Here is a 23,633-nt window from a genome sequence, read left to right on the forward strand (position 1 = left end):
ATCTTTATCATGGGAGACCGGCGGCCCGCCAGACCTCGGAACCGGGGGCGGGAACCGCGTTTTCCGTCAACCCGTCGATGGCGGCGCGCCCCATGGCCAGCACCGCTTCCTCGGCGCTGCCACCGATATGGGGGGTGGCCAGCAGGTTGGGCAGACGCAGGAATTCCAAGTCGGTGGGGGGCTCGTCGGCGAAAACGTCGAGACCGGCGCCCGCCAGTCTGCCATCCAGCAGCATGGATTTCAGCGCCGCCTCGTCCAGCAGACCGCCGCGGGCGCAGTTGATCAGCACGGCGTCGGGCCGCATCAGCGCCATGCGCTCGGCGGAGATGATGTTGCGGGTCGAACCGTCCAGCGGCAGGTGCAAGGTCACCACGTCGGAGCGCCGCAGCAGATCCTCCAGCCCGACCCTCTCCACCCCATGGGCGGCGTAGAAATCGGGGAAGTCGCGGATATCATGGGCCAGCACGGCGCAGCCGAAGGCTTTGAGCAGCGGCGCCAGATCCTGGCCGATATGGCCGCAACCGACGATGCCGACGGTGCGGTCGGACAGGTGGCGGCCCTGAAGCTGACGCCAGCCGCCCGCCCGCACTTCCAGATTGCCCTTGGGGACAAAGCGCAGCAGGGCGATGGCCATGCTGATCACCAGTTCGGACACCGAGCGCCGGTTGACGCCGCCGGTCCAGCCCAGACGGATGCCGCGCCGGGCCATGGCGTCCAGGTCCAGCATGTCGAGGCCGACGCCGTATTTGCCGATGACCCTGAGGCCGGGCAGCCGGGCCAGCAGCGCGTCGTCGATGCGCTCCAAGGCGGTGACGGCGGCGTCATGGCCCTTCAGGAAGGCGACCAGCGCGTCGCCCGCCAGACTGACTCCCGCGTCGTTGAAACTGGCGTCGGGGAACCGTTCCAGAAGTTCGGCCCGCAGCACCGGATGCTTGGAGAACGAGCGCGAGGCGATTGCGACCTTCATGGCGACACCTTGTCCATGGCGGCCCCCAGATCGCCGAACCGCTCGATCAGGATATCGGCGCCCAGTTGCTCCACCGGCATGCGGGCATAGCCGTAGGTGACCGCGACGACCGGCAGACCGGCATCCTTGGCCGCCAGCACATCGGTGCGCGAATCGCCCACATAGATCGCCTGCATGCCCTCGGCGCCCATCTGGCGCAGGGTTTCGCGCACATGCTCGCCGTCGGGCTTGCGCCGGACATAGTCGCCGCCCACCACCGCGGCGAACAAGGGCGCCAGACCCAGGGTTTCCAGCACCAGATTGGTCATGCCGTCGGGCTTGTTGGTGCAGATGCCGAGGCGATGACCGGCCGCCGCCAGCCGGGCCAGCTCGTCCCGCACCCCGTCATAGACATGGGTGTGATCGGCCGGGCAGGCGCGGTAGAAGGCGAGATAGCGCTCCACCAACGGCCTGACGGCGTCGGTCGCGGCCGAGGCTCCGGTGGCGGTCCAGGCGCGTTCGATCAGGGCGCTTGCCCCTTCGCCCACCAATTGCTGAACCTCGGGCAGCGACAGGGTGGGCCGCCCCTCCTCGGCCAACAGGCGGTTGAGCGCGTTGGCAACGTCGGGGGCGCTGTCGATCAGGGTTCCGTCCAGGTCGAACACGATGGCGCGGCTCACGGGCGCTTCTCCAGGTCTTCCAGCACCGCCTCGGCCACCAGGGCATGGCCGGTCTCGCTGTAGTGATTGGGACGGCGCCGGGCGAACAGCGCCGTCTTGTCGGCATGGGCGGCGAAGCGGGGGGTAAGGTCGATCATGGGAATGCCCAGGCGCTGAACCGTCGCGGCGACGCCGTCATGGATGGCCCGCTGCTCGGCCAGTTGCGCTCCCGCGCCCATGGCGGTGGTCCAGCCGGGAAGATAGACCAGGGTCAGTCGGCCGCCCCAGCCGGTGGTGCGTTCGTGGGCGATGCTCATGATGCGCTCGAACAGCGGCCAGTCGGGCTTGTCCGAGGCGGTGGGCAGGCGCAGGGCGATACGCAGGTGCGACAGGGTGAAAATGCCGATCACAGTCTGCATCGGTCCGGCATCCACCGAGGCTTCCCCCTTGGCCAGCATTCGTTCGAGATAGGCCCGCACCGAGGTGTCCAGCTCGGGATAAATGGCGTCCAGCCCCTGGCTGCCGCCGTCAAGGGCGCGCAGCAGAACCTCGGCGCGGCGCTCCACCGCCAGATTTTCAGGGATGTCGTTGCCCTCGCAGAAGAACCACAGCACCTCCCTGGGCTTGCGCTCGGGCAGGTATTCCACCAGTGCCGCCAGTTCGATCAGGGGGCCGTTGCCCGACATGGCCAGATTGAGGGTGGCGGGGTAGCGGGCGCGCAGGCGTCCGGCGAAGCTCTGGTCGGGCTCGACGCAATAGCCCTGGGCGAAGGAATCGCCCATCAGCGCCAGATCGAGACCGGGCTGCGACCATGTCCCCTTGGGATTGGCGAAGCCGCGCTCGTCGGCGGTATAGACCAGCCAATTGCCGTTCTCGTTGCACACCACCGTTTCCACATTGGCGGCGCCGCCCAGTGGCAGGATCGGCTTGCCATCGACGACGATGGGGCTGGCCAGCGAGCCATCGGCGTTCGGGCGCAGGATATAGGCGGGGAACAGGGCGGGATAGGCGTCGCGGCCCTGGGCGCGCAGGGCAGTGATCACCTGCAGCTTGGTGCGGGAATCGCCCACGACATCGCTGATGGCGCGGCCGTCGTTTTGCACGGTGCCGGACTTCCAGGCCAGGAAACCCTCGGCCCCCCACAATCCCGCCGCCATCGCCACCAGGATGATTGCCAGTTGCAGCCGCGCGCCACGGGGCAAGGCCAGCGACAGGGTCAGGAACCCCGCCACCGCCAGCGGCATGGTGCGGATGACAAGGCCGAGGGTGCCGTCGGGCAGGTGATCCCGGGCGCGCAGCACCAGGGCGAATCCCAGCAAGGCGGCAATGGCGCCTGTCGCCAGCGTGATCCGCGCCAACCGGCTGGGCCAGTCGGGTCCGTGGCGGCGGCGGATCAGTATGTCCCCCACAGGGGATCGGCCTTGATGGCCGCTTCCACCAGATCGGCGTCCGAGGGGCTGTCCACCGAGAAATAGGTCACGGCGGGAAACGGCGCCAGGCGCTGGAACCAGCCATTGTCGGGGATACGGTTGGAATCACAGGATTCCTTCTTTTCCAGCGGTGATTCCGGCGTCTCGGTGAACCAGCGCAGCGCTTTCCAGCGGAAGGCGAAGATGCCGCCGACCCGGCGCGCGCCCAGCTCCGGCGAGAACTGCTTGGCATAGGGAACCGGCGCCCGCGAGGTGTAGAGCACGTTGCCCGCGAGATCATGGATGATCTTGACGATATCGGGATTGCGCCACAGCGCCTCGTCGGTGATGTGGACGCCCAGCATGGTGCCCTTCACGGCCGGGTCGTCGTCGAACGGCTTGACCACCGCCTCGATCATCTCGGGCCGCAGCATGGGCTCGTCGCCTTGGACGCAGACCACGATATCATCGTCGGCGAGATCGACGCCGCACTTGCCCGCCGCCTCGGCGACGCGGTCCAGGGCGCGGGTATGGCTGTCCTTGGTCCAGATCACCGGAAAGCCCTTGGACGCGCTGAAATCGCGGATCTCGGCGTCGCAGGTGCATACCGCCAGGGCATCCCAGCGGCCGAATTTGGCGGCGCGCAGGAAGCAGTGCTCCAGCATGGGACGGCCGCTCAATTTGAACAGCGGCTTGCCGGGGAAACGGCTGGCCGCCATGCGGGCGGGGACAAGGCCGACGATTTTGGTCATGTGGCGGGGCCTTTCGGGACGGTATGGCCGCTGATGTCTTGAAGCGGCCTTGGGCCGCTGTCAACACTCATTCAGAAGATCATGTAGATGAAGGGCTGATTCCGGCCGCTGGTGGCCAGCAGAACCACCACCACGATCCCCAGGGCCGAGGCAAGCAGCGGCGGAGCGATCCAGCCGCGCCAGCGCCACAGCGGCTTGCCCCAGCCGGTGGGCGTCAGCGGCGGATGGGCGGGCTCGCTGGACAGGGGGCGGCGGAAGGTCAGCCATTCCTGGGTATTGGGCAACAGCCAGACGACGCCCAGCAGGACCGCCTCCCAGACATAGGCGGTGGAATCCAGCAAGGCGACATCGGCCTGCGGTGCCCATCCGTTGGCTCCGGCCATGCCGCCCAGAATCTCCCAGGCGCGGCCGAAACTGTCGGCACGGAAGAACACCCAGGCGACCACCACCGCCGCCAGGGTAAGAACCCGTCCGGCCCAGCGGCCGATCACGCCCGGTCGGCGTTCGCCGCGAAGGCCGCGCCACAGGTGGTTGACGACGAGATAGCCGCCGTGCAGTCCGCCCCAAGCCACGAAGGTCCAACCGGCGCCGTGCCACAATCCGCCCAGCAGCATGGTGACCATCAGGCTGACATGGCGGCGCAAGACCCCGTGGCGGTTGCCGCCCAGGGGGATGTACAGGCAATCGCGCAGGAAATGGGACAAGGTGATGTGCCAGCGTCGCCAGAAATCGATGATGCTGGTGGCCTTGTAGGGCGAGTTGAAATTGACCGGCAGCCGCAGGCCGAACATCAACCCCAGCCCCAGCGCCATGTCGGTATAGCCGGAAAAATCGAAATAGATCTGGAAGGCATAGGCCAGCGCCCCGCCCCAGGCGTCCACCAGGGTGGGCGCGGCCGAGGCGTTGAACACCGCGTCGGCGAAGGTGGCCATGCCGTCGGCCAGCATCACTTTCTTGTACAGCCCCATGCTGAACATGGCGGCGCCCCTGCTGAGTCCGTCGCGGGTCAGATGGCCGAAACGACCGCTGCGCAATTGGGGCACGATCTCGCGGTGATGGACGATGGGTCCGGCGATCAGCTGGGGGAAGAAGCTGGCGAAGAACAGATAGCTCAGCAACGAGCGGTCCGAGGTGCGGCGGTGAAACACGTCGATCAGATAGGCGATCTTCTGGAAGGTGATGAAGGATATGGCCAGGGGCAGGGCCAGCTTGTCGGAGCCGTAATGGGTGCCCAGCACGGCATTGACGGTTTCGGCCAGGAACCCGGCATATTTGAAATAGCCCAGCAGGATCAGGTTGAAAGCGATGCCCAGGACCAGCAGCGGCCGCGCGGCGCGGCGGTAGAGCACCTGGCCGATGCCGAAATTGACCGCCACCGAGGCGCCCAGAACCAGGAGGTCGGGCAGGTGCCAGCGGCCGTAAAAGCCGATGGAGGCCGCCACCAGCCACACCAGCAGCGCCTTTTGGCCGCCGACCCGGATGGCCAGCCACGACACCGCCAGGGTCAGGGGCAGGAAGCCGAACAGGAATTCCAGGCTGGAAAAGATCATGGCGGGCAGCTCCGGATGCTGCAGGCCAGACGCTCGGCGGCCAAGGCGTGGCCACGCGGATTCCAATGGCCGTCATGGGCGAAATGAAAGGACAGCGGCGCGCCGCCCGCTTCGAAGTCGGGCCGCATGTCGATCACCCGCACGCCATGAGCCGCCAGGGCGGCGACGAAGGCGCGATGGACCCGGTCGGCGGTGGCGCGGTCCTCCGCCGATCCCGCCCACAGGGCGCGCGACGGTATGATCACCGCCCGCGACTGGGGGTAATCGCGCAGCACTTCGGCCAGCCTGTTCGCCGAACGCAAGGGCACCTCGGCATTCTCCTCGGCCTTGTGAACCCCGTCCAGATTGGCGCGCACCATGCCAGCCCGCACCGCCAGGTCGCGCAGCGCCTCGGTGTGATGCACCATGCTGGTGGCGAGGTAATAAAGTTCGGAATGGGCCATCAGCCAGTTCTTGAACAGCAGGAAATTCCAGTCGGATTCGGAAGAGGCCGCCTGTTGCCCCGGCGCCGCCGGGCCATAGAGCCCCAGATCGTTTTCCATGGTCACCATGACCGCCACATTGCGGACCGTGGCGCCCAGGCGGGCGGCGTGGCGCAGCAACTGGCCGTAATCGTCGAAATTTCCGGTCATGGCGATGTTGAAGACGCGGGGACCGCCCAGGCGCTTTTCCAACTGCTCGCTGGTGCGGTCGCGCGCCTCGACTCCCCAGCCGAAGGCGTAGGAATCCCCCACCACGATCCAGTCGTCGCCGGTCGCCTCGGCGATGTCGCGGCCATCGCGGAATCCGTGGCGGTTGATGCGGACCACCACATTGTAGTCGCCGGTATTCTTGGCCTGACGGTGCAGGCCGGGCGCGGCGAGAATCGGGGTGTCGCCGACCTTGTCGGTGTAGTGCACCTGCCGCGATGGGTCGAATTCGGGAACCGCGAGCCGCACCACCAGCTCTTGCGCCGCGATGCCGAGCCCGAGGGCCAGGGCGGCGGCGCCGTACCCCAGGACGCGTCGGCGCCGCACCCGCTCAGACACCGGGCCGGGCCGGGATCTGGTCGGTCAGGCCCCAGCGCGCCTTCCAGGCGGGATCGGCGCAATAGATGCGGTAGACCAGTTGCATGGTCTTCAGCGCCTCATCCGATGACCCGTTGACGATGGGCTGGTCGCGCAGCACCGAATCGGCGAATTCCGCCACTTCCTCGGACCAGCTGGGATCCTGGTTATAGCGGGTGGTCTGTTCCTTGGGATCGCCCGCGTCGTCGGGCGCCGCCCAGGACACCGTCAGGGTCTCGGCGCCATAGGATTTGGAGCCCGACAGGATGCCCGACAGGATGAGGGTGCCCTTGGTCAGGGTGATTTCCAGGTTGAAGCGGTGCCGCCACTGGGTCGCCGAGGAATGCAGCATGGCCACCACCCCGTCCTTGGACCGCATCAGGGCATAGGCGTTGTCCTCGACATCGTGGCCCCAGACATCGTTGGTGATGATGGCGTGGATATCCTCGAACTCGCCGCCGAACAGCCGGATCAGGTCCACCATGTGGATGCCCTGGTCCAGCAGGATGCCGCCGCCCGCGATGGCCCGCTTGGTGCGCCAGTGATCGGGCGAGCGGAAATCGATGATGGTGGACTTGCCGTAAACGCCGCGCATGTTGAGCACCCGGCCGAACTCGCCCGACTTCACCAGCGCCAGCGCCTCCTTGACCGAGTCGTGGTAGCGGTGGTTGAAGCCGTATTTCAGCTTCAGGCCGGGATGGCGCTTCTCGACTTCGATGACCCTGGCGATATCGGCCACGTCGCGTCCCGGCGGCTTCTCGCAGAAGACATGCAGGCCATGCTCGAGCCCCGCCATGGTGACCTCGGCGGCGATGTCGTTGGTCAGGCAGACGAACAGCACGTCCAGCGCCTCGCCCAGCAAGGCCTTGTAGTGGGTGAAGTGCCTGACCCCATCCACCACCGCCCCGTCCTGGGGTAGCCGCTGGTCGCACACGGCGACCACCGTCATATCGGCGCGGGCGTCGATCACCTGATGGCGGCGGCGGCCCACCACCCCGTAACCGGCGATGCCGACCCTAAGCATGCTCGGGCGTCCGGTAGCGATCGGAAATGGCCTCGTTGGGCCGTCCCAGCCGCGCCGACTGCTCGGGCGAATCGACACTGACCCAGCCGCCCGACGCCTCGTCGGAGCGGTAGAAGGCGTGCAGCAGCCGGATGGTCGCCATGCAGTCCTCCCGGTCCACCGGATAAGGCTTGGACTGGTGGAAGGCGGCCGCGATGTCGCGATACATCTGGGCATGGCCGAAGCCGTAGACGGCGCCGTGACCCTCGATGCCCTTGAAATCCTCGGAATGGGCGGCGCAGGCGGCGGGCTCGGGGGTGAAGACCTGCAACTCGTTGACGGCGATGCCGCCGATCTGAGCCAGACCCTTTTCGCCGACGATGGAGATGGAGGCCTCGAAATCATCGGGCCGCGCCGCCGTGGTCACTTCCAGAACGCCAACCGCCTTGGTGGCGTAGGACAGGGTCGCGACCACGGTGTCCTCCACCTCGATCGCGGCCCCCAGGGTGCGCATGGTGGCGGACACCTTGTCCACCTCGCCGCCCAGATGGCGCAGCAGGTCCACATGGTGGATGCCCTGATTGGTCAGCGCGCCGCCGTCATGGCTGAAGGTGCCGCGCCAGGGCGCCAGATCGTAATAGCGCTGCGGCCGACACCAGCGCACGCGCACGCTCATGATGCGGATCTCGCCCAGCTCGCCGGTCTCCAGGGCCTGCTTGACGCGGCGCACCGCCTTGTTGTGACGGTTCTGGAACACCGGGAAGATGGAAAGATTCAGTCGGTCGGCGGTGGCCCAGGCCTTGGTCAGCTGCTCGGGGCGCATCATGGTGGGCTTTTCCAGGATGATGTGCTTGCCCCAGCGCTCCATCATCTCCATGCCGTGCTCGAAATGCATGCCCGACGGCGTGATCACCGCGACCACCGCCACATCGGGATGATCACTCAGCATCTTGCGGTAATCCGTATAGAAGGGGACGGCGAATTCGTCGCCATAAGCCTTGGCCTTGTCCTGGGCAAGATCGCAGACCGCCGCCAGTTCGACGCCGTCGGTGGCGACAATGGAGCGCGCATGGTGCCCGGCGATGCGGCCGCAGCCCACCAGGGCGACTTTGACGGTGTTGCTGGTCAAGACCGGTCCCCTTACGAAAGGAATGGAGCGGGAATATCATCAAACCGCTTGGATTTCCAGGGTTCCATGGGCGTCGAAGATTGCCGTTGAACTCGCCCCCCCGCGACGCTATCGTCCGATCCTTCTTAAAGTTGTCGGACGACATGCGGATTTTCCTGACCGGTGCCGCCGGTTTCATTGGCTCGCATCTACTGCGCGATCTTCTCGCTCGTGGCCACCAAGTGGCCACGCTGCTGCGCAGCCCCGACGGCAGTGCCTCCATTTCCGATCTGCTGCCCGCGACCACGGTCATTCACGGCGCGCTGGGCGATTGGGATGCGATCTCCCCGCCGGTTCACGCCTTTCGTCCCGACACCGTGATCCATTGCGCCTGGGACGGGGTGGCTGGCGCCGCCCGCAACGATCCCCGCCAATTGCTGAATTTCGATCAGGCCACCGGCCTGGTGGCGCTGGCCGCCGCCGCCGGTGCCGGTGCCTGGATCGGCCTGGGATCGCAAGCGGAGTACGGCCCCGACCACACGGCCAGACCCAAGGAAGACGGCCCGGCCCAACCGGCGACGCTTTATGGCGCCATCAAGCTGTCGGTGTGTCATTCCACCAGCATCCTGGCCCGCCAGGCCGGGATGCGGTTTGCTTGGCTGAGGGTATTTTCCACCTATGGCGGCGGCGATTCGCCCCATTGGATGATACCTTCGCTGATTCTTGGATTGCTGCGCGGTGAAAAACCCGCCTTGACGCCCGGCGAGCAGTTGTGGGACTACCTCCATGTCTCCGACGCCGCCGCCGCCATCCGGCACGTGGCCGAAACCCCGGAATGCGGCGGGCTATACAACCTGGGCTCGGGACGGGCGGTCACGCTGCGGCAAGCGGTCGAGGCCGTTCGCGATCAGATTTCACCATCGCTGCCGCTGGGCTTCGGCGAGGTTCCCTACCGACCGGATCAGGTCATGCATCTCGAAGCCGACATCTCCCGGCTTGAAGCCGCGGGCTGGCACCCCACGGTGGATTTCCAGGCCGGAGTGGCCGAAACCGTCGCGTGGTACCGTCATCGCCGCCACCTTTTCACCTGAAGGCTGTCATGAAGACCATCACCATCTTTACACCGGCCTACAACGAAGAGCTCAACATCAGCCATTGCGTCCAGGCGATACGCGACCTGTTCGCCGGTCCGCTGGCCGGCTATGACTACGAACACATCTTCGCCGACAACAATTCCAGCGACCGGACGGTGGAGATCCTGGCCCAGGTCGCCCATGACGACAAGCGGATCAAGGTGATCCTGAACGCCAGGAACTACGGCACCTTCCGGTCATGTTTCAATGCGCTGAAAAGCGCCAAGGGCGACGCGGTGGTGGTGCTTTTTCCCGCCGATCTGCAAGACCCGCCGGAAGTCATCGTCACGTTCGTCCGCAAGTGGGAAGAGGGTTTCGACGTGGTCTACGGCGTTCGCCAGCAGCGCGAGGAAAACGCCGTCATGGCCTGGGTACGGCGCATGTACTACCGGGTGGTATCGCTGCTGTCCCATATCGACATTCCGCAGAACGTGGGCGAATTCCAGCTGATCGACCGCAAGGTTCTGGAATATCTGAAGCAGTTTAACGACTACTATCCCTATATCCGCGGCATGATCGCGTCCTGCGGCTTCAAGTCGGCGGCGGTCCCCTACAACTGGGTGGCAAGGAAGCGCGGCGTCACCAAGAACAGCCTGATCCGCTTGGTGGACCAGGGCCTGAACGGCATGATCTCGTTTTCCACCGCGCCGGTGCGGCTGTGCATGCTGGTGGGCCTGCTGCTGTCCTTCGCCAGCATGGGCTATGCGCTCATCAGCCTGATCATCAGCCTGGTCCATTTCCGCGAGGAAGCGGCGCCGGGAATCCAGACCCTGATCGTCGGCATGTTCTTCTTCGCTGGCGTGCAGCTGTTTTTTCTGGGGGTCATCGGCGAGTATGTGGGCGCCATCCATTCCCAGGTCCGGCAACGGCCGCTGGTGACCGAGCGCGGGCGCATCAACTTCGAGCCGCCCGAGGCCTCGTAGGGTTCTGTCCGCCATGTTCGAGCAGCTGCTGACCGCAATCTACTGGGTCGGGTTCGTCGCCTTCCTGGCGATCCGGTGGCGGCGCGGGCTTCACATGGAGATGAGCCGCCGCGACGTCGTCATCCTTGGTCTCGTCTGCGTCATATTCGGCAATTTCGAGCTATGGATCGCCGGTCGGGACTCGTTCCTGCTCAAGGAAGCCGAGCTGGATTTCTCGTTCCCGCTCTACGAGGCCTTCGTCCGCAATCCGGCCGGTGCCTCCTTCATCCATGGATTCGGCGGCGGTATCGACATGGATGCCGCCACCATCATGACCGGTCGGCTGGTTTCCCTGGAAGCCTGGCTGCGGACCACCTTCCCGGTGGGCGGGGCGCAGTTCATCTATATCAATTCCCATCTGGCGCTGAGCTTCATCGGCATCTATCGCCTGTGCCGGGGCTTTCCCCGGCTGGATCGCTCCACCGCGGCGGCGGCGGCGGCCTATTTCGCCTTGTCCATGGAGCCTGCACCGTGGAGCCTTGGGCTTGGGCTGGGCATGGCGCCGTTGGTCTGCCACCTGGTGGTGGGACGACTGGGACGATCCCACTACTGGCCGGGCGTCCTGGCCATGGCGGCGTTCCACGCCATCAGCTCGACGCCCAGCCACAGCGTTCTCGGCCTTGTCCCGGCGCTGTTCCTGGTGGCCATGCTGCGGAGTTGGCGGTCGCTGCTCCAGGCCCTTCCCGGTATCATGGTGGTGGTGGCCTTCGTCGTCGCCAATAGCCACGAGGGAATATTCGCCAAGATCGCCATGGGCCCCTATTCCGCCCGCGGCAATGAATTGTCGGCGATCACCCGGCCACAGCTGGCGGGCACGCGACTCTGGATGGCGGCGGCGGCCTGCGCCCTGGCGTTGTGGGGACAACGGGCTCTGGGATTGCGCGTGCTCATCATGCTGGCCACCGCCTTATCGGGCCCCAGCCTGTTGCTCTATCTCGCCTACAGCATTCCCGGACTGGCGGCCCTGAAGGTCATCAGCGCGTCGGGAATGCTGTCGCGGCTGGAAGTTCCGCTGCTGCTGGCGTTGGGCATGGGCGCCAGCGCTGCCCAGACGCGGGCGGCAGGCGACGGACGCCTGCTCCGCCACGCGGTTCCGGTGGTGGCGGCCACGCTGGCGGCCATGGCGGCCGGCTGGTTCCTCCACAACCGGGCCTTCAATGCCGTCGTCTGGCTGAACCAAGGCGGTCTCGGCATCTACCATGCCGCCCTGACCCAACTGACCGATCCGCCCTGGCTGCCGAAACAGCCCGTCCGCACGGTGTCGACCTCTTACCGCCTGTCGCCCAATATCGCGGCCGCCGCCGGCCTCGACACCTTTGACGCCGTGGTCAATCTCAGCCCCCGCGCCCATCACGAATACTGGCGGCACGTGGCGGCCCCGGCGCATGTCTACACATCCCATCCCAGCCTGTTCTTCGTCGATGTGGACTTCCGCTGCTGCGCGTCCTACGACTTTCCCGGCTTCGCCGACACCACGCTGCTGCGCATCGCCAATGTGGGTTATGTCCTGAGCGTCGTTCCCCTGGAAGGGGCGAACATCGTCCAGGTGGCGGGGCCGGTTGGCCCGCCCGATGATCTGCCCCGCTCCACCCAGGGCATCGCCCAGCGGATCGGGCGACTGCTGCGGCTGTTCGTCCACCCCGCCGTCATCAGGGTCTATTCCATTGGCGACCCGCTTCCCCGCGTCTATGCCGCCAAGGGTTTGATCCGTGCCCCTGTCGGCACCGACGAGACTGAATTTTACAGCCTGATCCGCCGTCACGGTCTTGACCGCACGCCGGTCGTATTGGCCCAGGACGTGCCCGTCGGCACCATTCCCGCCGGAATACCCCAACTGGGCGAGTGGCGGTTGCAAGCCGACATGGTCGCGGTGGAGGTCGCCTCGGGCGGCGGCCTCGTGGTCTTCAACTCCAGTTGGCTGCCGTTCTGGCATGCCTATGCCGACGGCAGTCCGACCGACCTCTTCGCGGTCAATGGAGCGCAGATGGCGGCAGTGGTTCCGCCTGGGACCAAGCGCCTGGAATTCCGCTATGAGCGTCCGAGATTGCGGACGGTGCTGGCCGCCAGGCTGGGCTTTTAGAGCTTTTCGATTTTGCGATTCGCCCTCAATCCGGAAAACCTTACAGTATATCCAGCATCGAGGTAAGCCGCCCGCCCTTGGCTGTGAACGCCTCCAGATCGGCGCGGATCTCGTCCATATAGCCGAACGAGAACACCAGGATCTCGTCCACCGGATCGGCGAAAACATGCTCGGGCGGCACCACCGGCACCTTGGCCCCGGGGGTGAACCAGCCATGGAACGCGGTGTTGCGGTCGCAGACATAGGCGAAATCGCCCGGCTTGGCGAAGGCGGCCAGGGTCATGACGCCGCGCCCGCCGGCACCGTATCCCGCCAGCCGCTTGCCCGCCTTGCGCCGCTCGGCGGTCCATTGGCCGAGTCGCCGGATGCTGTCTTCCACCGAGCGGCCGAAGGCGAGGCAGGATTCCTCGTCCGAGCACGGTCCCGGCGGCAGCGGCGCCAGCGCCCGAGGGGCGAAGCGCGACGTCTTCGGCGTGGCGACCACCAGCAGCGAATTGCCGCGCCGCCGCTCTTCCGGCAGCACCCCGATCTCCACCACCAGCAGGCCGCAATCGGCCAGGATGCGCTGAAGGGTGGCGGCGGTGGGATAGATGGTGTGCTCGTGCTCGAACAGGCAGAATTCCCGCCGGGCGAAGATCTTTTCCAGGTCGTGCACTTCCAGGATCAGCAGCCCGCAATCGGGGTCCAGTGCCGGGGCAACCGATTGGGCGAACAGCCTTGGCTCGGGCAGATGGTCGAAGGTGTAGGTCAGCAGGGCCGCCTTGACCGGACGCATCGGTGCCGGGATCAGGGCCTCGGACCCCGCCTGATACAGCCCCGTCACCACCGGCACGCCGATGCGGCGGCTGGTGGCGCACAGCGCCTCGGACGGCTCGAAGCCCAGCACCGTCGCCCCCAGGTCGCGGAAACAGGCGAGTTGGGCGCCGTCGCCCGAGCCGATCTCAATGATGGAATCGCCTGCCTTCAAGTCGTAGCGCCGCCAGACGGTCTCGGCCAAATCCGCCATGAAGCGGCTGGCGAATCCCGACGAGGCGGCGGAGTAATTATAATCGCTGTAGTACTCCGCCACCTGCACCTCGTGGCGAATCTGCGACAGGCCGCAGCCGCGGCACAGATGGACCGCGATGGGGTGGCTGAACAGGTCCGGCTGGTCGGCGGATTTCAGGAACCCGTCGGTCATGGGCAGCGACGGCAGGGTCAGATAGGGGATCAGGTCGGTGCCGCCGCAATGGCGGCAGGTGGTCCGCCATGTCACGCCGAAACCGCTCATCGCCCCGCCTCCACGAAGGACCGCACCATGGCGGGAAGATCACCGATCAGGCCGCGCAGATAGGCCTGCGAGCCCACCACCCCGTGCAGCTCGGCGCCGATGCCGTATTTCTTTAGGCGGGCCGGAACTCCGGCCTCCAGCAGGGCGTCGGCCACCATGGTGCCCAGGCCACCTGCCAGGACATGTTCCTCGACGGTAACCAGATTGCCGGTTCGCCGGGCCACTTCGATGATCGCGCCGACGTCCAGCGGACGCACGGTGTGCATGGACAGCAGTCCGGCGGAAATTCCCTGGGCGGCCAGCGCGGCAACGGCGTCGAGGGCGGGCTTCAGCATGGCGCCGGTACTGATCAGGGTGACGTCGGTTCCAATCTTCAGCACGGCGGCCTTGCCCAGCACGATCTCGGCGTCGGGGGCGTGGACCACGGGTTCGCCGCCGCGTCCCAGCCGCAGATAGCACGGACCGTCCAGGGCGGCGATCTGCGGCACCAGGGCCCGCACCTCGTGGGGGTCGCCCGGCGCGATCACCGTCATATGAGGCAGCACCGCCATCACCGCCAGATCCTCGATGCCGTGATGGGTATAGCCCTGGGCGCCATAGGCCAATCCGCCGCCCACGGCGACGATCTTCACCGGGACATTGTGATAGCAGATGTCGTTGCGGATCTGCTCGAGGCACCGCATGGTCGGAAAATTGGCGATGGAATAGGTGAAGACGACGCGTCCGCTCATGGCCATACCGGCGGACATGCCGGCCATCAATTGCTCGGCGACGCCGCAATTGATGAAGCGGGTGGGGAAGGACTCGGCGAATCCTTCCACCACGGAATAGCCCAGATCGGCGGTTACCAACTGAATGCGGCTGTCTGCGGCGGCGACGTCCATCAAGGCTTGGATGAAGGCGGTTCTCATGCCGACAGCTCCGCCACCGCCTTGGCCAACTGATCGGCATCGGGCGATCGGTAGTGCCAGGCCACCGTATCTTCCATGAAACTGACGCCCTTGCCTTTGACCGTATGGGCAATAATCACGCTGGGGCGACCCTGACGTGCCGGAGGACTGGTCAAAGCCTGGGTGAGCGCATCGTGATCATGGCCGTCGACCTCCACCACCGACCACCGAAACGCTCGCCACTTGTCGGCGAAGGGCTCCAGTTCCGAAACATTGGCCACGCGGTCCAGGCTTTGGATCTTGTTGTAATCGACCACCACCACCAGGTTATCAAGCCCGGCCTGGGCGGCGAACAGGATCGCCTCCCACACCGAGCCCTCGTCGCATTCGCCGTCCGACATCTGGACATAGACCTTCCAGTCCGCCCCATCCTGCTTTGCCGCCAAGGCCATGCCCACGGCGATGGGCAGAGCGTGGCCCAGCGAGCCGGTGGAGACTTCGACGCCGGGGACGCCCACATGGCTGATATGGCCGGGCAAGGGGCCGTCGTCCTGGCAGTATTGTTCCAGCCATTCGCTGGGGAAGAACCCCCGCTCGGCCAAGGCGGAGTAGACAATGGCGGCGGCATGACCCTTGGACAGCAGATAGCGGTCGCGATCGGGCCAATGGGGCCGCTGGGGATCGATTCTCAGCACGCGGCCGTACAAGACCGCCAGGATGTCGGCCATGGAAAGGCAGGCACCGATATGGGAGGCGGCGGCCTTGTGGACCATATGAAGGGCCTGGACCCGTAGCTTGCGGGCGAAGTCGACGGTGGAATTGACGGGCGGTATACCGGTCACGGCGCCGCCACCTTGTCGAATGCATCCATGTCGGCGAAACACAAGGACCGGGCGTCGGCGCCGACGCCGAACGCCTTGTACCAGCCGACCGCATGGGCAAGGGCATCAGCAATGTGCCAACGGCCGCTCCAGCCCAGCTCGGCGCGGGCCTTGGAGCAATCCAGCTTGAGCAGATGCGCCTCGTGCGGGGCCTGCCCCGCCTGCTGGAGAGTCCAGTTGGCGCCATCACCCCATTCGCGGCAGACGGTGTCGGCGATCCAGGCCACCGGCTTGGCGTCGTCATCCAGGGGGCCGAAATTCCAGCCGTCGGAAAAAGCCGCCGGTTCGTCCCACAGTCTTTGGCACAGGGTCATGTATCCCGCCAGCGGATCCAGCACGTGCTGCCAGGGCCGAGTGGCGCGGGGATTGCGGATGATCGGGCTCTCGCCCCTGACGAGGGCACGGGCCAGATCGGGAACCAGCCGATCGGCGGCCCAGTCGCCGCCGCCGATGACATTGCCCGCCCGTGCCGAAGCGACGGCCCGGTCGCCCAGGAAGGACCGTCGCCAAGCCGCGGTGACCAGTTCGGCGCAGCCCTTGCTGCTGGAATAGGGGTCGAAGCCGCCCATGGCGTCGGTCTCGCGATAGCCATAGACCCATTCGCGGTTTTCGTAACACTTGTCCGAGGTGATCATCAGGCCGACGCGCAGCGAAGGAACCCGGCGCATGGCGTCCAACACATGGGCGGTGCCCATCACATTGGTGGCAAAGGTTCCCAGCGGATCCTCATAGGAGGGGCGCACCAGGGATTGCGCCGCCATATGGATCAGAATTTCGGGCTTGGCGGCGATCATGGCGGCGGCCAAGCCTTCGGCGTCGCGGATGTCGCCGTCCTTGTGGTCGATCAGTTCACCCACCCGCGCCGCCTCGAACAGGCTGGGGCGGGTCGGCGGCGGCAGGGCATAGCCGCTCACCCTGGCACCAAGACGGGTCAGCCAAATGGCCAGCCAACTGCCCTTGAAGCCGGTGTCGCCGGTCAGGAAGACTCGCTTGTCAGTCCAAAACGACATTACCAGACCTTCCACGGCGCCTTGCCGCTCACCCACAAGTCTTCCAGGTGGGCACGGTCGCGCACCGTGTCCATGGCGTGCCAGAACCCGTCGTGATAGTGCACCCGCAGGCCCTTTTGCGCCGACAACTGCCGCAATGGAGCTTGCTCCCACACCGTGTCGTCGCCGTCGATCAGATCGATCACCTTCGGCGACAGAATGAAGAAACCACCATTGATCCAGCCGCCGTCGCCCTTGGGCTTCTCCTCGAAGGATACGACTTCGTCGCCGACAATCTGCAGCGCGCCGAACCGCCCCGGCGGCCGCACCGCCGTCACCGTGGCTGGCTGCCCGTGGCTCTTGTGGAAAGCAACCAGCGCCGCGAGATCCACATTGGCGACCCCGTCGCCATAGGTGAAGGCGAAGTCCTGATCCCCAAGGTAATCGCGGACCCGCTTCAAGCGGCCGCCGGTCATGGTCCCTTCACCGGTATCGACCAGTGTCACCCGCCAGGGCTCCGCGAGATTTTGGTGGACTTCCATGCTGTTGGTCGCCATATCGAAGGTCACGTCGGCCATGTGCAGGAAGTAATTGGCGAAGTACTCCTTGATCATATAGCTCTTATAACCGAGACAAATCACAAAATCGTTGATGCCCGCTGCCGAGTATATCTTCATGATATGCCAAAGCATCGGCTTGCCGCCGATTTCCACCATGGGCTTGGGCCGGGCCACGGTTTCCTCGCTGATGCGAGTGCCATAGCCCCCGGCGAGGATGACGGCTTTCATCCCGTGCATATCAAGCGCCTTCTCATGTTCCACCCATATCACCAAGTTACACGAATAAACGTTCTTCAAGCCGACGAAAAGGCCCGTTTTCCGCCCTTACCCTGGATTTCGGGCAATGCCACGAAAAACCCCGGCATCGCACCATGAATCCGCCGCCTTACGACGATTGCCGGGTGGCCTCGGTCGGCACCCGAAAGGCGGCGATTCCAATCGCCGCCGTGAACCAGATCGAGGCGAGCCACCATGCCTGCCAAATGCCATAGGCCGTCGACGCCACGACCAAGACGGCGGTCATGGTCGCCAAAAACGGCGCGGTGGCCCATTTCTCTATCCTGGTCGCGGCGGCCATCACCGCCAGAAGCATGGCGGCGAACAAAGCCGCTCCCACGGCGCCCAGTTCCAGCCATACCTGAAGGGCGAAGTTGTGGGGATGCAGCGGCAGATTTTGCTGCGCCAACACGCAAGTGGTCTTGGCCAGGCAGTTGTTGTCAGGATTGAAGGGCTCCCCGCCGTAGTGAAGCGTCACCAATGAGTTGTCCTCGCCGCCGGGCACCGAACGCGCCCCATCCATTCCCCAGCCGAGTATGGAGTGTTCGTCGATGCGCTGGCCGGTGAAATGCCAAATGGCCAGACGATGGAGCCCGGAGTGCGGAAGCCATGGAAATCGCATGGCGATATCCATGGTGTCGGGAAGGGACGATGCGAACGGAGCGGCCGCGAAAGTAGCGATGATCGCCGCCGCCATCAACGTCCTGCCAAGCCACGCCGATATCGCTCCAACAACGAACATGCCCAGGCCGGCCGCCAGGGCCAACAGGCCGGTATTACTGGAAACCGACCAGACCAGAATCGCCGCCGCCACCACCGGAACGGCCGCCCTGCCACGCCATCCCCACGACCAGCAAATGGCGGCGCAGATGACGCCCCAGATGGCGCACAATGTGGCCGCCGCCTTGGGCAGGGCATATGACCGGTCGGCCGCCAGCGGTTCTCTCCCCAAATCGTGGACGAAGCGAAACACCTTGGCGCCGGTTCGGCCGTCGATTCCCGCCACCACGGCCGTCGCCGCCAGCCCGATCAAGAGCGCGACAACGATGCGGCGGGCCATGACCGGGTCCATGGAGCGGAAATAGTTCAGCACGATGCCCCCGGCCAGAACCAAGGGAACCAGAGACGCCGTCTTGGGCAAGGCGAGCCCCGCAGCCTGGGCCCACAAGGCCGACAGACCGGCCCAGGCCAACAGCATCGCGAGCAGGACCAGCCACAATCTCAGGGGAGGCAAAGCGAGGCACCGTCCCCGCTCGGACCAGAGCCCCACCAGGGCCAGGGCGAGCAGTAGAACGACGGTGCCGCGAAAGGCGAAAAAGCTGACAACCGGCGCCAGACCGACAAGCAGGACTGTCAGAGTCTTCGCCATCAATGCCTCTTTCATCTGTGCTTGGAAGGCCGGTACGCTATCATAGGCCCTCCGCCGCAACCAGGGACGATTGGCAGCGGCCGAGGACCTCCACCACCGCAATTCCAAGATCCAGACCGGAAATGTCGCGGGATCCGGCACCGATAGCGGCGGCGAATTCGCGCAGTTGAATGCCCAGCGGCGGATCGGCGGCGACGCCCATCTCAATGCCGTCCAGGGTCAGCTTGGCGGCGGAGAGATCGTCATAGACCAGGGTACCGCCGTGGCAAACCACCTCGAATCGGCGGGTCTTGTCCATGTCGGTGCCCAGGATGATGTCGGCCGCCACGACGCCGAATCCCAGGTCCAGCCGCAAGCGCTCGGCCATGCCCGAAGTGACGTCGGCCGCCACGTTCCGCCGCGCCAACAATCGCGCCTCGACCCGATCGGGTGGCTGTCCCAGCAGATCCAGGCAGAGCGCGATGTCGTGCGGCCCCCAATCCCACAAGACGGTGGCGTCGCTGCGATAGGGGCCGTGATTCCCTGCCACGGCATGGATTTCCCGTACCGGGCCGATCTCGCCGACCAGGGCCTTGAGCCGCCGCCACGCCGGAGCGGCGAGATGGACATGGCCCACCTGGACAAGGGCTCCGTGACGGATGGCCGTGTCGCGCAAGGCGAGCGCTTCGCCCAGGTCCAGCGTCAGCGGCTTTTCGATCAGCACCGCCAGCCCGTGACTCATGACCGCCTCGGCGATCTCGGCATGACTGGCGGGCGGGGTGGCGATGACGACGCCGTCGAAACCGCCCGCCGCCAGCATGTCGCGCCAATGGGCGAAGACCGGGCAGCCGACCGGAACCAGTCCGGCGGTTTCGGGACTGCCGCTGGCCACGGCGGCCAGGACGGCTCCTTGCATTCCGGCCAAATTGCGCAGAATGACGCGTCCCCAGCGGCCAGCCCCGACCAGGGCGAGGCGCACCGGTCTATTGGGCGCCTGTATAGACGCCATCGGCCCAGTCGAGGAAGCGCTTGAGGCCCTCGTCCAAATCCACATTAGGATCGAATTTCAACTGCAGCCGTGCCTTCTTGATGTCGGGACAGCGGCGGTTGGGCTCGTCGGCGGGATAGGAATCCGGGTATTCGATGATGTTGTAGGTGACCGGCTTGCCCGACACTTTCTGGATGCGCTGGACCAGGTCGACCATGGAGATTTCCGGCTTGGGATTGCCGACATTATAGGCCTCGCCCGGCACGCCGCGCAGGATCACCAGCAGGAAGCCCACCATGGCATCGGTGATGTAGCAGAAGGTCCGGGTCTGGTTGCCCGAGCCGTAGACGTTGAGCGGCAGCCCCGCCTTGATGCGGTTGGCGAAATTGGGCAGCACCCGGTAGTCGGTCTCCTGCATGCCGGGACCGAACACGTTGAACGGGCGGATGGTGTTGGTCGCGGTGCCGTGCTCGCCGTGGAAGATGTAGCACAGCGTCTCGCCCACCCTTTTCGACTCGTCGTAGCAGGCGCGCGGTCCCTGGCACGACACATGGCCGCGATAGCTTTCCGGGGTGGGCACATGCTTGGGGTCGGGATCGCCGTAGATTTCCGAGGACGAGAAGAAGGTGAAGCGCGCCTTATGGTCATTGGCCAATTCCAGCATGCGGCGCGTGCCGGTGATGGCCACTTCCAGGGTCGCCAGCGGATGGGCGCGATAGTAGAACGGGCTGGCGATGCCGGCGGCATGGATGACGTAATCCAGCTTGCCCTTCCACTTCATGGGCTGGATCACGTCGTGCTGGATGAAGGTGGTATGGGGATAATCCGCCACCACCGAGCCTTCCTTGCCCGCCGTGATCAGATTGTCGGCGGCCACCAGGGTCACCGGTTTCTTCAGCACATGGGTGTTGAGATAGGCGAAGATCTCCATGAAATAGCGACCGAGAAAGCCGCGACCGCCGGTCAGCAGAACGGTCTTGCCCGCGAAATCATGGGCGGTCTCGCCCAGGCGCTCGCAGATCTCCGCGATATCGGATTGCAGCAGAAACTCGGCCATCAGACGACCTCGACCTTGGGAATGGGAATGATGAATTTGCCGCCGGATTCGCGGAAGGCGGCGTTCTTGGCGATGATGGCGGCGGCGAAGTTCCAGGCCAGGATCACCAGATAATCGGGCTTTTGCTCGGCGATGGCGGACGACGACAGCACCGGCACATGCATGCCCGGCGTGAACAGGCCCTGCTTCAGGGGGCTGTCGTCGATGATGAAGTCCACCAGATCCGGGCCGATGCCGAAATGATACATCAGGGTGGTGGCCTTGGCCGGAGCGCCGAATCCGGCGATACGCTTGCCCTGGCCCTTCAGATCGCGCAGCAGACCGCCAAGCTCGGCACCCAGGGCGTCGATATCGCGGGAAAAGGCGCGGAGCGTCTCGGCCTTGTCCAGGCCCAGGCGTTCCTCCTCGGCTACCGCCGCCGCGACGGAGGCTCCCACCGCATGGGGGCCGCCCTTCAGCTGGGCGATGCCGCGCAAGCTGCCGCCGTGCGAGCCGACCCGGATGGCCTCGACCAGTTGCATGCCCTTGGCGGCGAAGAAGCGGACCAGCGGACCCACCGAGTGATAGTCCAGGTGCTCGTGATAGATGGTGTCGAACAGGGTGTCGCGGACCACGTCCACCAGATAGGACACCTCGAACACGAAGACGCCCGCTGGCGCCAGCAGGGCGCGCACCCCGTCCACCACGCCCGCCAAGTTGTCGATATGAGCAAAGACGTTGTTGGCGGTGATGACCTGGGCCTTACCCCGATTGGCGGCAATTTCGGCGCCCATGTCGGCCCCGAAGAAGCCGCAGAGGGTCTCGATGCCCCGGGCGCAAGCGGCGGCCGCGATCTCCTGGGCGGGATCGACCCCCAACACCGTCATGCCCGCCTTTTGGAAAAAGGACAGCAAGGTGCCGTCATTGGAGCCGATATCGAGCACCAGCCCGCCGGACACCGGCTTGAACCGCTCCATGACGAAACCGGCGTAATCCTCGAAATGCTTCACGAAAACCGGCGAGGTGCCCGAGACATAGACATAGTGCTCGAACAGCACGCGGGGATCGACCACGTCCAGCAATTGCACATGGGCGCAGTCGTCGCAGAAGAACACGTCGAGCGGAAACCGCTCCTGCTCCCGCGCCCGTTCGGCGGCGGGAACGAAGGCATTGGCGGGCGGCGTCGGCGCCAGCTTGACCACCAGGGACAGATGCTTGCCGCCGCACAGACGGCAGGTGTCGCGGCGATGGTGATTGGCGCCGTTCATCAGGGATTGATGGCCGGAATGCGGACTACATCGGCCTCGTAGACGTCCTGGGATCGGGAATTGCGGCCCCAGGTCAGGAAGGTGGACTCCATGGGAAACACCATGGCGTGGTCCACCATGGGGCCGGTGAAGAACAGCTCACCCTTCTTGATGACGTATTTCTTGGGCTCTTCGGCGCTGCCGTGGGGGCGCTCGTAATACTCGATCTCGCCGTCGACCACATAGCAGAAATGCCAGTCGCTGCGATGGTAATGGTTGGCCCGCACCGCGCCCTTCTTGGACGTGATCATCACGCAGCTTTCCATGGGCATGTCCACCAGCGGCTGGATCACGCCCCGCTCGTCCACATGGGGCTTCTCAAGCGGCACCACCACCGTCTTCGGCCAAGTGCCGCGCTCCGATTCGGTCAGCGGCCGGATCTTGGGGTGAAGATGATGATGGTCGTGATCGGAACACATGGGACGCCCCCTTGGACACGGCGGATCAGGCCCGCCCGGCGAGGTTTCTTTTAGCCCGAGGGTCGCCGGGGTGACAAGGTATTCATTGCCGCGACGCGGGTCGGTCCGACTTCCTTGACAGGGGCGGCGGAACTGGGGGACAAACCGCCTTGTCCCAGGTCAAGGTCTTTGATGCCCTATGCTTGAACACGTCTATGAAAGCCATGCCGAAATCGAGGACCGCCACTGGTGGTTCAAGGCGCGGCGGCGGATCGTCTACGGCCTGGTGGAAGACATCATGGACGGCGCCCAGCGCCGCCTGATCGTCGATGTGGGCTGCGGCACCGGCGGCAATATCGGGCCTTTGGCCCATGTCCACGACTGCCTGGGGGTCGACACCTCCGACATGGCCGTTTCCATCGCCCGGACCAAATATCCGCACTGTTCCTTTCGCCTGGGAATGGCGCCCGAATCCATCGTCGACGTTCTGGACCGCACGGGGCTGGTGCTGATGATGGATGTGCTGGAGCATATCCCCGACGATCGCGCCGCCCTGGCGAGCCTGGTCGAGGCACTGCGTCCGGGCACCACCTTGCTGATTACCGTTCCCGCCGATATGCGGCTGTGGAGCGTCCATGACGAGGCGGCGCTGCACCAGCGGCGTTACGACATGGAAAGCTTGCGCCGCTGTTGGCAAGGCCTGCCGGTCAAGGAGCACATGCTATCGCCCTATAACAGCCTGCTCTATTTCCCGATTCGGCTGGCACGCTGGCTGCTGCGCCGCCTGAAGTTGAAGAGCCAGTCCCATTCGGATTTCCAATTACCGCTGGGACCGATTGAAGCCGTGCTGGCCTTTTTGTTCGGAGCCGAACGGCATCGCCTGCTTGACCTGCTGCGGGGCAGGACCAAACGCGGCTTTCGCCGCGGTGTCAGCCTGATCGCCGTGCTGGAACGGGTGTAAACCCCTTGATATTGCGGACTATCATAAATCCGGTCTAAACTCCGCCCCGCCGGACCCGTCGTCCATGGCGTCAAACCAAGG

22 protein-coding genes are annotated in these 23,633 nt (G+C 65.4%); 4 read left to right on the forward strand and 18 right to left on the reverse strand.

Annotated features, from left to right (window positions below; translation table 11 throughout):
• Positions 1 to 7: 7 nt before the first annotated feature.
• The 8 genes from CU669_RS00260 to CU669_RS00295 form a co-directional block, all read right to left on the reverse strand.
• Positions 8 to 967 carry a phosphoglycerate dehydrogenase gene (locus tag CU669_RS00260; protein WP_112141808.1) on the reverse strand — a complete coding sequence of 320 codons (960 nt, stop codon included), beginning with the start codon at positions 965 to 967 and terminating at the stop codon, positions 8 to 10.
• Positions 964 to 1,626: a phosphoglycolate phosphatase gene (gph, locus tag CU669_RS00265; RefSeq protein ID WP_112141809.1), complete on the reverse strand. Its 663-nt coding sequence runs from the start codon at positions 1,624 to 1,626 to the stop codon at positions 964 to 966. Before gph ends, CU669_RS00260 begins: the two co-directional genes overlap by 4 nt.
• On the reverse strand, positions 1,623 to 3,014 hold the full coding sequence (locus CU669_RS00270; RefSeq protein ID WP_112141810.1) for an SGNH/GDSL hydrolase family protein: 1,392 nt from the start codon (positions 3,012 to 3,014) through the stop codon (positions 1,623 to 1,625). Before CU669_RS00270 ends, gph begins: the two co-directional genes overlap by 4 nt.
• Positions 2,999 to 3,766, reverse strand: coding sequence for a 3-deoxy-manno-octulosonate cytidylyltransferase (locus CU669_RS00275; RefSeq protein ID WP_112141811.1), 768 nt, complete (start codon positions 3,764 to 3,766; stop codon positions 2,999 to 3,001). Before CU669_RS00275 ends, CU669_RS00270 begins: the two co-directional genes overlap by 16 nt.
• 71 nt (positions 3,767 to 3,837) lie before the next feature.
• Entirely contained in the window at positions 3,838 to 5,316 is a 1,479-nt protein-coding gene (locus CU669_RS00280) for an MBOAT family O-acyltransferase (protein ID WP_112141812.1), read from the reverse strand.
• Entirely contained in the window at positions 5,313 to 6,332 is a 1,020-nt protein-coding gene (locus tag CU669_RS00285) for an SGNH/GDSL hydrolase family protein (protein ID WP_161539545.1), read from the reverse strand. The genes CU669_RS00280 and CU669_RS00285 overlap by 4 nt, the downstream gene beginning before the upstream one ends.
• Positions 6,333 to 6,336: 4 nt before the next feature.
• Entirely contained in the window at positions 6,337 to 7,386 is a 1,050-nt protein-coding gene (locus CU669_RS00290) for a Gfo/Idh/MocA family protein (RefSeq protein ID WP_112141814.1), read from the reverse strand.
• The gene (locus CU669_RS00295) at positions 7,379 to 8,494 is read right to left on the reverse strand and encodes a Gfo/Idh/MocA family protein (protein WP_112141815.1); all 1,116 of its coding nucleotides are present in this window, start codon (positions 8,492 to 8,494) and stop codon (positions 7,379 to 7,381) included. The genes CU669_RS00290 and CU669_RS00295 overlap by 8 nt, the downstream gene beginning before the upstream one ends.
• 143 nt (positions 8,495 to 8,637) lie before the next feature.
• Here CU669_RS00295 and CU669_RS00300 point away from each other — a divergent pair, with 143 nt between their 5' ends.
• From CU669_RS00300 to CU669_RS00310, 3 genes are read left to right on the forward strand one after another with little or no spacing between them, the layout of a single operon-like run.
• Positions 8,638 to 9,564, forward strand: a complete 927-nt coding sequence (locus CU669_RS00300) for an NAD-dependent epimerase/dehydratase family protein (RefSeq protein ID WP_112141816.1) — start codon at positions 8,638 to 8,640, stop codon at positions 9,562 to 9,564.
• Positions 9,565 to 9,572: 8 nt separating this feature from the next.
• Complete coding sequence (locus CU669_RS00305; protein ID WP_112141817.1) at positions 9,573 to 10,529, forward strand: glycosyltransferase family 2 protein; 957 nt, start codon at positions 9,573 to 9,575, stop codon at positions 10,527 to 10,529.
• Positions 10,530 to 10,542: 13 nt separating this feature from the next.
• A complete protein-coding gene (locus CU669_RS00310; RefSeq protein ID WP_112141818.1) occupies positions 10,543 to 12,648 on the forward strand; it encodes a hypothetical protein in 2,106 nt (701 codons plus the stop codon).
• A 40-nt stretch (positions 12,649 to 12,688) separates the two neighbouring features.
• On the opposite strand, the gene CU669_RS00315 is transcribed toward CU669_RS00310, so the two are convergent.
• The 10 genes from CU669_RS00315 to CU669_RS00360 form a co-directional block, all read right to left on the reverse strand.
• Positions 12,689 to 13,918: a class I SAM-dependent methyltransferase gene (locus CU669_RS00315; RefSeq protein WP_112141819.1), complete on the reverse strand. Its 1,230-nt coding sequence runs from the start codon at positions 13,916 to 13,918 to the stop codon at positions 12,689 to 12,691.
• The gene (locus CU669_RS00320; protein ID WP_112141820.1) at positions 13,915 to 14,829 is read right to left on the reverse strand and encodes a transketolase family protein; all 915 of its coding nucleotides are present in this window, start codon (positions 14,827 to 14,829) and stop codon (positions 13,915 to 13,917) included. Before CU669_RS00320 ends, CU669_RS00315 begins: the two co-directional genes overlap by 4 nt.
• Positions 14,826 to 15,650, reverse strand: a complete 825-nt coding sequence (locus CU669_RS00325) for a transketolase (RefSeq protein ID WP_239988455.1) — start codon at positions 15,648 to 15,650, stop codon at positions 14,826 to 14,828. The genes CU669_RS00320 and CU669_RS00325 overlap by 4 nt, the downstream gene beginning before the upstream one ends.
• Positions 15,647 to 16,699 carry a CDP-glucose 4,6-dehydratase gene (gene rfbG / locus CU669_RS00330; RefSeq protein WP_112141821.1) on the reverse strand — a complete coding sequence of 351 codons (1,053 nt, stop codon included), beginning with the start codon at positions 16,697 to 16,699 and terminating at the stop codon, positions 15,647 to 15,649. Before rfbG ends, CU669_RS00325 begins: the two co-directional genes overlap by 4 nt.
• Positions 16,699 to 17,475 carry a glucose-1-phosphate cytidylyltransferase gene (rfbF, locus tag CU669_RS00335; protein ID WP_456095302.1) on the reverse strand — a complete coding sequence of 259 codons (777 nt, stop codon included), beginning with the start codon at positions 17,473 to 17,475 and terminating at the stop codon, positions 16,699 to 16,701. The genes rfbG and rfbF overlap by 1 nt, the downstream gene beginning before the upstream one ends.
• Positions 17,476 to 17,623: 148 nt before the next feature.
• Entirely contained in the window at positions 17,624 to 18,883 is a 1,260-nt protein-coding gene (locus tag CU669_RS00340) for a hypothetical protein (RefSeq protein ID WP_146747630.1), read from the reverse strand.
• Positions 18,884 to 18,923: 40 nt separating this feature from the next.
• On the reverse strand, positions 18,924 to 19,916 hold the full coding sequence (locus CU669_RS00345; RefSeq protein ID WP_112141823.1) for a Gfo/Idh/MocA family protein: 993 nt from the start codon (positions 19,914 to 19,916) through the stop codon (positions 18,924 to 18,926).
• Positions 19,846 to 20,907 carry an NAD-dependent epimerase/dehydratase family protein gene (locus CU669_RS00350; RefSeq protein WP_112141824.1) on the reverse strand — a complete coding sequence of 354 codons (1,062 nt, stop codon included), beginning with the start codon at positions 20,905 to 20,907 and terminating at the stop codon, positions 19,846 to 19,848. The genes CU669_RS00345 and CU669_RS00350 overlap by 71 nt, the downstream gene beginning before the upstream one ends.
• Positions 20,907 to 22,154: a class I SAM-dependent methyltransferase gene (locus CU669_RS00355; protein ID WP_112141825.1), complete on the reverse strand. Its 1,248-nt coding sequence runs from the start codon at positions 22,152 to 22,154 to the stop codon at positions 20,907 to 20,909. The genes CU669_RS00350 and CU669_RS00355 overlap by 1 nt, the downstream gene beginning before the upstream one ends.
• A complete protein-coding gene (locus CU669_RS00360) occupies positions 22,154 to 22,612 on the reverse strand; it encodes a cupin domain-containing protein (RefSeq protein ID WP_112141826.1) in 459 nt (152 codons plus the stop codon). The genes CU669_RS00355 and CU669_RS00360 overlap by 1 nt, the downstream gene beginning before the upstream one ends.
• A 178-nt stretch (positions 22,613 to 22,790) precedes the next feature.
• Here CU669_RS00360 and CU669_RS00365 point away from each other — a divergent pair, with 178 nt between their 5' ends.
• The gene (locus tag CU669_RS00365; protein ID WP_112141827.1) at positions 22,791 to 23,552 is read left to right on the forward strand and encodes a class I SAM-dependent methyltransferase; all 762 of its coding nucleotides are present in this window, start codon (positions 22,791 to 22,793) and stop codon (positions 23,550 to 23,552) included.
• Positions 23,553 to 23,633 lie beyond the last annotated feature (81 nt).

It is taken from the genome of Paramagnetospirillum kuznetsovii, from assembly GCF_003284725.1.
Taxonomy (GTDB): Bacteria; Pseudomonadota; Alphaproteobacteria; order Rhodospirillales; family Magnetospirillaceae; genus Phaeospirillum; species Phaeospirillum kuznetsovii.